This window comes from Xylophilus sp. GOD-11R (assembly GCF_033546935.1).
In the GTDB taxonomy this organism is placed as follows: domain Bacteria; phylum Pseudomonadota; class Gammaproteobacteria; order Burkholderiales; family Burkholderiaceae_C; genus Xylophilus.
Genome location: NZ_CP137854.1, coordinates 1,791,707 through 1,804,035 on the forward strand (window position 1 = coordinate 1,791,707; position 12,329 = coordinate 1,804,035).

A 12,329-nucleotide genomic window follows, 5' to 3' on the forward strand; every position below is an offset into this window, starting at 1 on the left:
ATGAACCGTATTTTTCGCTCTGGCAGCGGCGTTCCCCGCCCCCGCACCATCACCGACAAGCTGCTGGCCGCCGCGCTGCTGCCCGGCACCGCCGTCTTCATCGGCGCCACCCAACTGACCCAGGCGACCACCGTGAGCGGCGGCCGGCTGGCGATCCTGGGTGACCGGGACTACTACAGCCCGGGCGGCATCGGCCTCGCCACCGATCCCCTCATGACGCCTTACGCCGCAGGTGAGTCCGGCGTCGCCTACCTGCCCAAGCCCGACGACGAGTTCGCCATGGCCCTGGCCGCTGGCACCTACACCGTCGGCCAAGAGCTGACCGTCGGCGCCGCCGGCCGTCTGACTGCAGCGGCCTCCGGAAACATCGTCATGGCCCATTACGACCAGGCCGGCAAGACCGTCGCCGCTGGCGAACTGGCCGACGTCGTGATCTCCAACTTCTACACCAAGGCCTAAGGGGTCACCATGCTCAAGTTCACTCCCGAACAACAGGCCACCATCCTGGCCGCCCGCGCCGGCTTCAACCTGCGCATGACGGCGATGGCCGCCAACGCGGCGATGCACATCGAGGGCAACTCGCTGGCGATCCCGCTGGACGCCTGGCGCCGAATCGACACCCGTGCGCAGGTGCTCGCCCGCACCCGCCTGCCGATCTTCAACCGCTTGGCCCAGGCCAGCACCATTCCGGTCGACATCGCGGACCTGGTGAACTTCTACCCTCAGATGGGAGACTCCGGCGACGTGCTGGTGTCCATGGACGGCCGCAACGCTGCCAAGGCCGACGCGCCGGTGATGAAGTTCGACGGCACCCCGGTGCCCATCCTGACCTCGAATTCGCGCATCGGCTGGCGCCAGATGGCCGTCATGCGTCGCGGCGGCGGTATGTTCGACACCGCAGCCATCGCCAACAACCAGCGCAAGATCGCCGAGAAGCTGGAGGATATGGTCCTAAACGGCCTGTCCTCGGTCAACGTGAACGGCTCGACCATCTACGGCCTGCGCAACCTGCCGACGCGCAACACCTTTGTGCATGGCTTCACGCTGGCCACCGCCACCGGTGCGCAGTGGCTGACGATGGTCAAGGCGGTGATCGCCCAAGCGCTCGGCGACAACCAGTTCGGCCAGATCACCCTGTTCGTGAACCAGGGCGACTACACCGCAGCGGACACCACCGACTACGCGGCCAACTACTCCGGGACCATCCTGGAGCGTCTGCGCGCCATCAGCCAAATCAAGGAAATCGTCCCGGCCGCCTCGCTGCCGGTCAACGAAGTCATCGGCATCGTCGACCTGGACGCTGGCGAGTGGGGCGGCATCCTGTCGGCCATGCCGCTGACCACGCGGCCCAAGACCCGTGTCGAGCCGGAAGACGACTACGTGTTCGGCGTGATTGCTGCTGCTGCTCCGCAGTTCCGCAGCGACTTCGCCGGCCAGTCGGCGTTCATCCACGGCACCCAGGCTTGAGGAGGACGTCATGCGATACCTTGTGACCCACCTCAAAGCGCCGTGGCCCCAAGGCACGGCTGTCGGCGATGTCGTCGACTTTGACGAAGTGCCCGCCTGGGCAATTGGCAAGTGCACGGCGGCGGGGGAGGGGAGCGTCGCCTCGGCGGCGCGCGCGACAGCCGGTCCTGACCTGCAGATCGAGCTCGACGATGCCCGCCGTGCGCTGGCTGTCACGCAAGACGACCTGAAGCGCCAAAGCGAGTTCCTCGAAGGCCTGCAGTCCCAGCTTCGCGAAGCCGGCGAAGAACTGCGCGCCGCAAACGATGCGAAGGCCAAGGCCGAGAAGGAAGCCGCCGAACTTCGTGCATTGCTGGACGCGGCATCGCAACCAAGCAATGCGCCTGTCGACCGCGCCGCGCTGGAGACGGAAGCCAAGGCGCTGGGCGTCGACTTTTCGCCCAACATCGGCGACAAGAAGCTCGCCGAACGCATCGCTGAAGCCAAGGCGGCCAAGCAGTGATCACCGCCACGCAGGCGCAGCAGTACCTGGATCAGGCACTCGGCGTCAGCGTGCCGGCGTTCGTTGTCGATGCGGCGGTGACGAAGGTTGCCGAGGTCGAGCCTGCCCTTGTGCTGGCCGGCTACTCGGCGGCCGATCGGACCTTGATCGAGGCCATGGCGGTCTCGATCATTGCTTCTGCCGGCGCGCCCCGCCGCATCGCATCCCAGGGCGCGCCTTCTGGCGCCTCGCGCAGCTTCAAGAATTTCGACGCCAGCTTGACGGCCTTGCGCCGCTCGCTCGCCTCGCTCGACACCAAGGGAATCACTGCCGCCCTGGTCGGCGCTGATCCTGAAACCAACTCCCTCTTCATGGTGGTCTGCTGACCGCCGGAGCACTTCCATGTCCGATATCGCCCAGGGCGCCCGTACCAAGCTGATCATCAAACCCGGCGAGGTCTACCGCATCGGGACCTCCGGCGCGGCCACCGTGGTGTGTGCGTATGGCGATGCCCCGGCGACCAGCACCGTGGCGGCCAACACCCAGGCTTTCGGCCCGTACACGAATCAGACCAAGATCGTCATCACCGCGAATACCCGCCGGGCGACGATCACGCGCATGCCGGCGGAGACCACGATCGCGGCGACCATCAGCGGGAGCATCGCTGTCGGCCAGACGGTGCAGGCCATCGCCCCGAGCGGCTTCACCGCCACCGGGTACCAGTGGCACCGCACTGTCAACGGAACGAAAACCAGCATCAGCGGGGCGACCGCCAGCACCTATCTCGTCGCAAGCACTGACGCTGGTGCGGTGGTGGGTTGCGACATCACGGGGACGGCTACTGCGGCAGGGGCATTGGTGGCAGCGGCGCCTAGTCCGGGACCCAAAACCGGCTCCTATCTCAGCCGCTTCGGCACCAATTATTCCAGCGCGCCGCTCCAAGCCGCTGGAAATTCCATGGGAGAGCAAAAGCCGGTAGGCGATTACCCGTACACCGCTTTGCGCGTCACCCTGCACAACTACTCCACCGCCGACATCGTGCTGGATAACGTGCAAATTGCCAGCGCACCGGCCGACCTCCACAACGGTGTTGGCCTGGGTTGGCAGCGCGCCACGGTCAACGGCAACACGACCATTACGATCCCGGCCGCAACCCTCAGCGGCACCGGTTCTTCGCTCACCAACAAGAATCCCGGCCTTGTCACGCTGGACCAGCTTCCTGTGGCGTCCGTGGCGCGCACCGACACCCCCGGTGCGCCGTTCCTGGTCCAATTGCGCGCTGATAGTACAGGCGTCATTTCGATTACTGGTGGGCCGATCACCCGGACCAACGAGTCCAAGCCTTACTTGGGTGATCGAGGTTATGTCTTCGGCTTTCAGCAGATCGCCTCAAAGATCGCAGCCAACACGAGCCTGCCTTTGACGCTTGGCAGCGGCCTCGGTTCGGCAGGTGGCCTAATCGGGTCCATCGAAGCCATCACCGGCGATGCCAAGCATTTCCCGATGGCCTTGTTTGCCGACTCCCTGACCGCTGGCTATTCGGGCACGTCGGCTGCAGGTCAGATTGGCTGGCCCAATATGGTGATTTTCCGCATGCGGCAGACCGGCAAGATCGGCGCCCTTGCCAATTACGCGGTCGGCGGCAAAACGCAGGACACGTTCATCAAAGACGCGCGGGCCTACGTCGCACAGAACAAACCCGCTGCGGTCTTTGTGCCGGCGTGGTCGCCGAACAGCAACAGCTCGCAGGTTGCGTATGACGGCTGCATGGCCAACTTCCAGGCGTTCGCCGCAGACATGATCGCTGCCGGGGTTGTGGTGTACACGGCCACCGCGATGCCGACGAACTCGGTTGCCTCGCCGCCTACGACCGCCAACAACAACATCCGCGTCAACTTCAACGCGGCGCTGAAAGCGTTTTGCGCGGCGCAGCCTGCGGGCAAGGTGATTTGCTTGGACTTCTCGGCCGTGGTCGAAGACCCCGCAGTGCCGGGCGCCGTGCTCGACGCCTACAACTACGACAACACGCATCAGAACCCGACCGGCCAGCAGGCTATCGCTGATTACGTGAGCACCCAGCTGGGCCTCTGACCCATGGCCGAAAACACCACCGGCAAGTCGTGCGGTAACTGTTGCCGGTAGGCCTGCCGTGGACCACACTTATCAGGAGTCGGTGCAAGTAACGCGTTGATGCAGCCAAGACGCAGGCCTTGCCGCCGCGATTCCCTCCCAGGAGCCGTTCAAGTTGTATGTGGACGTTCGCACCACTGAAAACCAAAGTGAATTAGTGCCCAGTCGCATGTTGGTTATTCCAGTGGTTCCCTTGGTTAGCAGCCAGGTCTTCCGATCCTTAGCGCTAGTTTTTGGGTTATAGCAGGATGCGTAATAGGTCGGGTTGAGAGATAGGCCGTCAGACGGGCTGCAGGTACTGGCTTGATATTCAAGCGTAATGGAACTAATGTTCATTTCCCGAGGGAAGTCCCACACGATCTGGTCGGTGTTAACGACAGTCTTTGCATAAGATCCTGGCCCAGTCGACACGGTAAGCTGCTCTCCAGGCATAAGATCAGCTGCTGTTTGGGCCGTTATAGTACCGGTGCCATCGGCATTTAGTTTGCAGGAGATTGATGCGATGTAGAAGCCCCCGTCGCTGTTCTCGCAAGGCAGCAGCGTCTGGGTAAGTCCATAAGCCTTGTTGTTAAGCGCCGCAATGATAAGCGGGAGATATGGACCGTGGTCGCTCAAATAAGAGTCAATCAGTTCATGGCCAAAAAATGTTGGGTTATTCAAGTTTCTTGGTGACGGTGGCAATGCATTTTTCACCGCACGAATGATGAGATCGTTTGATGCTGTGAAGTAGCTGTCTCCAGGTTCTATTATTTGGGCAGTCGGCGGGGCTATTTGTACTACTTTGATGCCTTCTATAGCTGGCATTCCGCCCACTCTGGCCTTAGCTAATGCTGACTGCAAAAACAAATTACCTTGGGAATGCGCTACCAATAATTGTTTGTATTTGTCATTTCGCAAATCAAAGATCTTCGCGGCAAATTTCAGTGAAATGGCCTCGGCGTCCGGGCCAAACGTCGCGACGTAGTCCGATGTTGCTGGCAAGGTCTGAATGAGAGCTGCCGCATTGCCTATTTCCGTTGCGGTGGCATTAAAGAATGAGTGGAAGTTTAAGTCAGGCAGACTTAATCCGCTCATGTAATGGGCAAAGAGATAGCTTGATATATCAAAATTTTCGCTTTTTTGCTTTTGGTAGGCGGCCTCAAGCGCGTCTAGAAAAAAGCCCGAAGTCGGATTATAAAAAAGTGTGTAAGTCACGTCATGATCGGGAAATACTAGGTTGGCGTCACCCAAATCTTTCAGCGCGACAAGGCTAGCCTTTGCATCAACATCAGAGTTTGCTACCCCATTGAAGAATCCAATTTTTATGACTTTACGGTCGCAAATGCTGGACGCCATTGCGCATGTCAGAAACAATGCGCCGATTGCGGCAAAAAAGAGGCGGAACACGGTTTCCGCGTTTTTCATGATGTGCACGCCTCAGTCGATGGCAAATCAAAAATTTCACCGCCAATCATTGCTTGATAGTTCCGCCAAGCGGTCAGCCTAGGCTGTGTGTTTATTGTTGTAGCTCTCAGTAGTTGAGCCATTGCCTTAGCGTCGATCCCAATAATCTTTCTCGCGCATACATACGCTTGCAGGGACGCATATTCGGCTGACATCGCTTGTGCTTTTGAGCTGGCCACCAAGCCGGCTTGAAGTGCAAAAGCCTGATCTCTTAATGACCTTTTTTGAAGCTCATTGAAATCAGTCCTACTTATGGCTGCTGCGATATCGTCCCTAATTCCATCGTTATTTGTGTCAATTCCAGAGATTGACAAGGTTTTGTCAAAGCTATTGAGGTCAGATAGTACAGAGGTACTAGGCTCACCGCTTGAACTCGGGGTGGAACTGCTCGGGCTTGTTGTTGACGGATTCGTAGTGCCCGTTCCGGACGCTCCTCCAATATTAGCCGTGGAGGTCGAGCCGCTGGTTGTGTTCGAGGTGCTATCTTGCGTCCCCGCGGTATTAGTTGCGGACGAGCCGCCACCGCCGCCGCCGCACGCGGATAAGATGAAAACTATAGAAATAATTATTAAAATGTTTTTTTTCATGTTATTTCCGTGAAAATTGACTGACCTACATGTCATTTGGCAATTTCTTTTCTCGCAAATGTCTACCTTTGTTTTAGAACTTTCAATAGGTAGATAGTGCTAAACAAAATTGGTGATGCCGTTCCTAGTATTTGGGGCATGTCCTCCGCTGCCTCATGGTCCTTCACCCGAACCGCAACCCTCTGGCCCAAGCTCACCCGTGACGACTGGACTGGTCAAGTCACCTTCGGTCCGCCCCAAATCTTTGCCTGTGACTACAGCGCCGAGTCCAAGCGCGTGACCGACCCCGCCGGCGTCGAGTTCATCGCCCGCCAAATCATCTACACCGAGATGTCTACGGCAAAGCAGGGAGACATGGTGCTAATTGGTGAGTCGTATTTGCTAAGCCCCATCGTGGCTGGCGCCCTGGAAATCCGCGCCATCACCCGAGATTCAGACACCTTCGAGCAGGCTGCCGACGATTTCACCTTGTTCACCTAGCTCGGTCGCTTCCTAGCATTTGCGGGATGCCAGCCCGCATCGTCAACAAGCTCCCGCAGTTCGTCTCCAAGGTCGAGCAGCGCGCCGCGCGCGGCATGGTGCAGGGCCTCGTCCTGGGCGCCAGCGAAGCGAGCGTGCTGACTCCGATCGACACGTCTAAACTGCTCAACTCGCAGTACCGCAGCGTCGAAAAGCAGGGCGACAAGATCGTCGGCACTGTCGGCTACACCGCCGAATACGCCATCCCGGTCCATGACCCGGACGTGAAGCAGCGTTTCCGCCGGCCCACCGCGAAGAAGGAATTTCTTCGCCTCGGCTTCGAGCGGGCTGAACCGAATATCCGCGCGGTGATCAAGGGGGCCATCAAGACATGAGCGCCGCTGACTCCCTGCGCAACTTCATCACGCCGCTGCTGCCCGGCTGGCGCATCCAGTTCGGCCGCTGGGTCGATGGCTCGAAGACCGATCGATTCGCCGTGCTCCGGCCGGCCGGCGGCCTGCCCGCCGAGCTCGTTCGCCGCCCGCACTTCACGCTGATGCTGGTCGGCGCGCTGGACCAGCCATCCGGCGAGGTCTCCGCCGCGGCCAACAGCGTCATCGAAGCCATGCGCGTGAGTAGCGGCGACCTTGTTTTCATGCAGCCGGGCGAGCCGGTCTACCACGCGACCGATGACGGCAGACCCGTCTTCGAGATCGCCATCACCACCATCACCAACTGAGGAATCCACCATGTCTGGAGCTTTCACCGGCCGCGACGTCATCCTGAACTTCGCCATTGCGCTCGAAACCGGCGCCGCGCCCACCACCTGGAAACGCCTGGGCATGATGCGCGGCAAGTCTATGAAGACTTCCTGGGACACCGTCGACACCACCGCCGACATGTCGCCGGCCTTTACCAAGACCAACCTGGTGACGTTCAAAGCTGTGGAGTTCTCCGGCGACGGCGTGAGCTATGGCGAGGACGCTGCCAACCAGAAGGAATTCAAGGCCCACGTCATCAGCCCGGGCAGTGCTACCGACAACCAGCCCAAGGTCTGGCTGCAGATGATCGACCCGGACGGCGACGAGTACGAAGGCCCCTTCATCGTCAGCGAGTGGTCCGACGACCGTCCGTACTCCGACACGGCGACCTGGTCGATGACCGCCATGAGCAACGGCAACGTCGTCTTCACGCCGGCTGCCTGACTGATGTTGGTCGAATCCGGGTACGTCCGGGCCTGCACGCCTGACGGCTCGGAATTCACCTTTGCGCCATCGTTTGGGCGGATCTCCGGCCTGGGCGACCCGCAGGCTATTGTCGCGCTGTATGCCGGGCTGTTTGGGCCGCGCGCCGAGGATGACGCCCGGTACGTCCTGGCCTGCCTATGCGAGCAGGACGACCCGACCCCCCTCATCGGCTGGGCTGAGGCTGGCGGCAACGAACTGACCTTGCATGCCGGCGCCATGCCGGCCGTCGAGCAGGTGCTGATCGCCCGCCACCTCATGCAGCACGGCATCGCCGGCAAGGCTCGACCAGGGCAGGCCGAAGGCAACGGGAAGTACTCCGATCGATTCGACGCGGCTGAGTATGTGTCCGCCGCGCGCGTGCATCTTGGTCTGTCCAGCGCGGACGCCGAGGCGCTGTCGATGACCGAATTCCAGACCATGCTGGAGATGAAGTTTCCCGAACAGAACAAGAAACGGAACGTGCCAAGCCGCGAGGAATACGCCGCTCGAATGGCCGAAATGAAGGAGAAAAGGCGTGGCTGAGCAGGTCGGACAGATTTACTACGACGTCACGCTCGACACCGGCAAACTGTTGGTCGAGGTTCGGGTCGTCAACGAGCAGCTCGACCGCGTCACACGGCAGAGCGACAAGCTTGATGCCAAGTTCAACGCGCTAGCTCTGGCCGCCAAGGCACTAGCCGCTGCCTTTGCCACGATCAAGGCTGCTCAGCTTGCCGATGAGATCCGGCTCATGGCCTCCCGGGTCGAAGTTGCGGCAGGCAGCCTCGACAGCGGGGTCGCCGCGATGGCCCAACTCATCGCCATCAGCCGGAACACTCAGACCGCGGTATCTGCGAACGTCGAGGTCTTCTCTCGGCTGAACCAATCCTTGCTTCAAATGGGCGGCACCCAGGCCGACACGCTGCGCATCACCGAGCTTCTCGGCAAGGCCATCAAGGTCTCCGGCGCGTCGGCCGTCGAGGCGAAGTCGGCCATGCTCCAGTTCGGCCAAGCCCTGGGATCCGGAAAGCTGCAGGGCGACGAGCTGCGCTCGCTCATGGAGAACGCCCCATACTTGATGCGCCAGCTTGCCGACGGCATCGGCGTGCCAGTGGGCGCTCTGAAGAAGCTGGGGGAGGAAGGCAAGCTGACTTCCGACGTGGTGGTCAATGCGCTCGGCAAGGCCGCCACCCAGATCGAGTCGGATTTCTCTCGCTTCCCGCAGACCGTGGCTGGCGCATTTCAGGTGGCGATGGATGCTGCCGAGCGCGCCAACGAAAAGCTTGACCAGCTGGCCGGCACCAGTCAGCTGCTGACGGGCGCGTCGCAAGGCCTGGGCCAGGTGCTTGATAAGCTGGCCGACCAGTTCGGCTCGGTCAACGCCGAAGCTGGCACGCTGGGCCGAAATGCGGCCGTCAAGACCTGGGCGGACCAGACCCGCAACGCGCTTTCCTATGTGATCGACGCAGCAGACATGGTCTGGCAGACCTTGAGCGTGCTTGGCCGAAACGTCGCCTTCGTCTTCACGGGCATCGGCACGGAGATCGGCGGCATCGGAGCGCAGATCGCGGCCGTAATGCGCGGTGATTTCGCTGGCGCGCGGGCCATCGGCGAGGCCATGACCGCCGACGCCCAAGCCCGGCGCGCGAAGCTGGACGCCGAAGACGCCAAGACACTGGCCAAGCGAAAGCTATTTGGCGAACAGATGCGCGAGGCGTGGGAGCAGGGTGCAGGCGGCGGCCGGGGCTCGGTGAATCCAACAACGGGTCCGGCGAAGCTGAAGCCAACTCCCGGGAGCGGCGACACGAAGAAAACCGCGAAGTTCGATGCCGACGGCTACATGGCCGGCCTATCTGCCGCTGCCGCATCCGAGTGGGACCGAATCGACCTAATCGAGAAGGAAGCGCTTCGAAAGAACGCCGAACGCCTCAAGGCCGGGCAGATCACCAAGAAGCAATCCGAAGAGGCTGTCACACTCATAGCCGAGGCCGCCCGCCAAGATCGTCAGAAGATCATGGACCGTGAGTTCGACGAGGTCGTGAAGGACGGCGACAAGCGGGCTGAAGCGCAGAAGCGGTCCGAGGAAAAGATCGCTGCTGAGCGCAAGGCGGCCATGGAATATGGCGCGCAGCTCACCAAAGCCATCAACCCGGTCGATGCGCTGCGGCAGGAACTGCAGGCCAAGCTTGACTTGGTCAAGCAGTACGAGACGATGATGGCGGCCGCCGGCGTCGATGCCACAGCGCAGGGCATGGCTGCGCGGACTCAGATCCAGAACGAATACGAGAAGCAACGCTTGGCCCTTGCGGAGGCGTCATATCGTTCGCAGAGTGAATCGAATGCCCTGGTGGTCGACTCGCTCAACGCGCTGAGCAGCACGGGCGCCAATGCGATCGTGGGCCTCATCAACGGTACGATGAGCCTTCAGGACGTCATGCGGGGGTTGGCCAACACGGTGACTACCGAGGCAGTCGGCGCCCTGATCCGCGTGGGCATGGAGATGGTAAAGAATTCGCTGCTCGCCAGCACGCTAGCGGCATCTGACAAAGCTCGTGGAGCCGCGCAGGGGGCTGTCTACGCGGCGAGCGTTAGCGCCCAAGTGGCCGGCATGACGGCCCTTGCTGCGCAAAATGCCTTTGCAGCTACCGCTGCCATTCCCATCGTCGGTCCGGGCTTGGCGCCAGCAGCGGCTGTGGCCGCCGGCGCGGCAGCCGCAGCCCTTGGCGCTCCAGCGGTTTCGACGGCGCCGTTGGCGGGGGCTCGTCAGTACGGGGGCAGCGCCGATGCTGGCCGCATGTACCGCGTGAACGAAACTGGCGCCCCTGAAATGTTTACAGGTTCGAATGGCCAGCAGTACCTGCTGCCCACAAAGTCAGGCTCTGTCACGCCGGCTGATCAGGTTGGCGGAAATGTGCAGTGGGTCATCAATATCAACAACACCGCGGCCGGAGTTCAAGCAGCCGCATCTGTTGACCAGACATCCCGCACGGTCGAAATTGCGGTTTCCACCGTGGCTAGCCAGATTGCCAATAACGAAGGAAAGGTGTGGTCGGCGCTGAAGGGCTCGACCAATGTGCGCGGTGCTGGGCTTTGAAGACGGTAGCGGGGGAGGCGATAGGCTTATCTGCAAAGTCCGCACAACCCACTACTTCGGCCGCTATAGTTATGAGGACACAATTTGCAACGCTCTGGAGATACTAGTGGCAATATGGGATTCGTTTTTTGGAAGTACTTCGGACAAAGAAGACAAGCTCAGGGAGTTGTGGGTCAGCATCAAAGACATGCCCGAGCAGCAACTCAAGGATATTCTTGAGTTCCGCCCCAATACTCCACACGGACGCCTAGCGCTTGTGCGGCTTTTCCAAGTCAATACTTACGCAGCCAATGAAGTGGTTCAGGCTCACGTTGGGTTTGTTCCGGGCCTTAAACACATGATGGCATCGGATGAAATGTTGTTGGGCAAGGGGCAACATTTCGATGAACTTCGCCGGTTGACCAAGGATGCAATTAGCGCTTTGGATAAAGTTTAGTACAGCCTTCCTAGTATCGGCTGGGTGCACTTCCCCTATCCAGCCACCCTCCCGCTCCTTCAAAGCGCGAGCAAGAGCCGAAGCCAACCGACAGCGTTCTCCATCGCTGAGCCTCGCCGAGGTTACGGCTATGCCCAGGCGACAGGCACCGACACGCCGGTTTTCTGGGATGGCGAATTCAAATTCACCACTGATCAGGCGATCGCGTTCCAACTCTGGTTTACCCAAACCCTGCGGCGAGGGCTGCTCGAGTTCACGATGCCTATCCGGACAGAATTCGGCCTACTTGAGCATTTGTGCCGTTTCCTAGCCGACGACCTCGGCAACGCATCGGAAAACGGCGGCATCTGGACATATCCGGTGAAGCTGATGACGCGGCGGCAGTTGATTCCCGCCGCGTTCATCGAGGCCCAAGACCTCATTACCGGCCTTCCTAGCTGGCGCTTGTGGTCCGAGATGCTGGACCGGACGGTGAACGCCGCAATCCCGGAGTCGTAAGTGGACAAAAAAGAGTTTTGGTCCACGAAGAATCCGCTGCCACAGTTCCAAGCGGTGGTCTTCTCACATCCGGCCTTCACGCAGGATTTCCGCCTGGTAGCTGATCAATTTGAACCTGTGACACTCGGCGGCCAGGTGCACCAGCCGGCCCCGATGACCGTCAAGCCGCCCGATCAGACGGGTGACGCGACGGCGAAGCTCACTTTGGCATTCCCGCGAAACGTGGTCGGGCGCGAATTCAAGAAGCAGCTGAAACTGGTGCGCAATGCGGCCATGCGCGCGCCTATCCGCTGCTGGTACCGGCTCTACCTTGATGACCGGTCAACGCCTGCGGTCGAATGGGCTCTCTATGTCTCTGACGCAGGTGGCGTCACTTTCAACGCAGAGGCGGTCCAGGTAACGGCCACACTCGACAACCCCATGAGGCGAAGCGCCGGCCCCATCTACACGCCTGACCCGTTCACTGGGTTGGAATTGATCTAGCTTCCTAGCATTTGGGCGGGTGACA

At 60.7% G+C, this 12,329-nt stretch carries 16 protein-coding genes; 14 read left to right on the forward strand and 2 right to left on the reverse strand.

Annotation, left to right across the window (positions count from 1 at the left end; all coding sequences use genetic code 11):
• From R9X41_RS08355 to R9X41_RS08375, 5 genes are read left to right on the forward strand one after another with little or no spacing between them, the layout of a single operon-like run.
• Window positions 1–459, forward strand: coding sequence for a hypothetical protein (locus R9X41_RS08355; protein ID WP_318634411.1), 459 nt, complete (start codon window positions 1–3; stop codon window positions 457–459).
• A 9-nt stretch (window positions 460–468) separates the two neighbouring features.
• A complete protein-coding gene (locus R9X41_RS08360) occupies window positions 469–1,467 on the forward strand; it encodes a major capsid protein (protein ID WP_318634412.1) in 999 nt (332 codons plus the stop codon).
• 10 nt (window positions 1,468–1,477) lie between these two features.
• Window positions 1,478–1,969, forward strand: coding sequence for a hypothetical protein (locus R9X41_RS08365; RefSeq protein WP_318634413.1), 492 nt, complete (start codon window positions 1,478–1,480; stop codon window positions 1,967–1,969).
• Window positions 1,966–2,334, forward strand: coding sequence for a DUF7370 family protein (locus R9X41_RS08370; protein WP_318634414.1), 369 nt, complete (start codon window positions 1,966–1,968; stop codon window positions 2,332–2,334). Before R9X41_RS08365 ends, R9X41_RS08370 begins: the two co-directional genes overlap by 4 nt.
• A gap of 16 nt (window positions 2,335–2,350) precedes the next feature.
• Window positions 2,351–4,039, forward strand: coding sequence for an SGNH/GDSL hydrolase family protein (locus R9X41_RS08375; RefSeq protein ID WP_318634415.1), 1,689 nt, complete (start codon window positions 2,351–2,353; stop codon window positions 4,037–4,039).
• 72 nt (window positions 4,040–4,111) lie between these two features.
• On the opposite strand, the gene R9X41_RS08380 is transcribed toward R9X41_RS08375, so the two are convergent.
• Together R9X41_RS08380 and R9X41_RS08385 are read right to left on the reverse strand one after the other, a co-directional pair.
• The gene (locus tag R9X41_RS08380; RefSeq protein WP_318634416.1) at window positions 4,112–5,482 is read right to left on the reverse strand and encodes a hypothetical protein; all 1,371 of its coding nucleotides are present in this window, start codon (window positions 5,480–5,482) and stop codon (window positions 4,112–4,114) included.
• Window positions 5,479–6,108, reverse strand: a complete 630-nt coding sequence (locus R9X41_RS08385; protein WP_318634417.1) for a hypothetical protein — start codon at window positions 6,106–6,108, stop codon at window positions 5,479–5,481. Before R9X41_RS08385 ends, R9X41_RS08380 begins: the two co-directional genes overlap by 4 nt.
• Window positions 6,109–6,246: 138 nt before the next feature.
• Here R9X41_RS08385 and R9X41_RS08390 point away from each other — a divergent pair, with 138 nt between their 5' ends.
• The 9 genes from R9X41_RS08390 to R9X41_RS08430 are packed head-to-tail and all read left to right on the forward strand — an operon-like array spanning window position 6,247 to window position 12,304.
• Entirely contained in the window at window positions 6,247–6,588 is a 342-nt protein-coding gene (locus R9X41_RS08390; RefSeq protein ID WP_318634418.1) for a hypothetical protein, read from the forward strand.
• A gap of 26 nt (window positions 6,589–6,614) precedes the next feature.
• Window positions 6,615–6,962 carry a hypothetical protein gene (locus R9X41_RS08395; RefSeq protein WP_318634419.1) on the forward strand — a complete coding sequence of 116 codons (348 nt, stop codon included), beginning with the start codon at window positions 6,615–6,617 and terminating at the stop codon, window positions 6,960–6,962.
• Window positions 6,959–7,306 carry a phage tail termination protein gene (locus R9X41_RS08400; protein ID WP_318634420.1) on the forward strand — a complete coding sequence of 116 codons (348 nt, stop codon included), beginning with the start codon at window positions 6,959–6,961 and terminating at the stop codon, window positions 7,304–7,306. Before R9X41_RS08395 ends, R9X41_RS08400 begins: the two co-directional genes overlap by 4 nt.
• Before the next feature lie 10 nt (window positions 7,307–7,316).
• On the forward strand, window positions 7,317–7,772 hold the full coding sequence (locus R9X41_RS08405; RefSeq protein ID WP_318634421.1) for a phage tail tube protein: 456 nt from the start codon (window positions 7,317–7,319) through the stop codon (window positions 7,770–7,772).
• A gap of 3 nt (window positions 7,773–7,775) precedes the next feature.
• Window positions 7,776–8,336, forward strand: coding sequence for a DUF6246 family protein (locus R9X41_RS08410; RefSeq protein ID WP_318634422.1), 561 nt, complete (start codon window positions 7,776–7,778; stop codon window positions 8,334–8,336).
• Window positions 8,329–10,887, forward strand: a complete 2,559-nt coding sequence (locus R9X41_RS08415; RefSeq protein ID WP_318634423.1) for a tape measure protein — start codon at window positions 8,329–8,331, stop codon at window positions 10,885–10,887. The genes R9X41_RS08410 and R9X41_RS08415 overlap by 8 nt, the downstream gene beginning before the upstream one ends.
• Window positions 10,865–11,323, forward strand: coding sequence for a hypothetical protein (locus R9X41_RS08420; protein WP_318634424.1), 459 nt, complete (start codon window positions 10,865–10,867; stop codon window positions 11,321–11,323). Before R9X41_RS08415 ends, R9X41_RS08420 begins: the two co-directional genes overlap by 23 nt.
• 24 nt (window positions 11,324–11,347) lie before the next feature.
• Window positions 11,348–11,821: a hypothetical protein gene (locus R9X41_RS08425; RefSeq protein ID WP_318634425.1), complete on the forward strand. Its 474-nt coding sequence runs from the start codon at window positions 11,348–11,350 to the stop codon at window positions 11,819–11,821.
• Window positions 11,822–12,304: a DUF1833 family protein gene (locus R9X41_RS08430; protein ID WP_318634426.1), complete on the forward strand. Its 483-nt coding sequence runs from the start codon at window positions 11,822–11,824 to the stop codon at window positions 12,302–12,304.
• The last annotated feature ends 25 nt before the right edge of the window (window positions 12,305–12,329 follow it).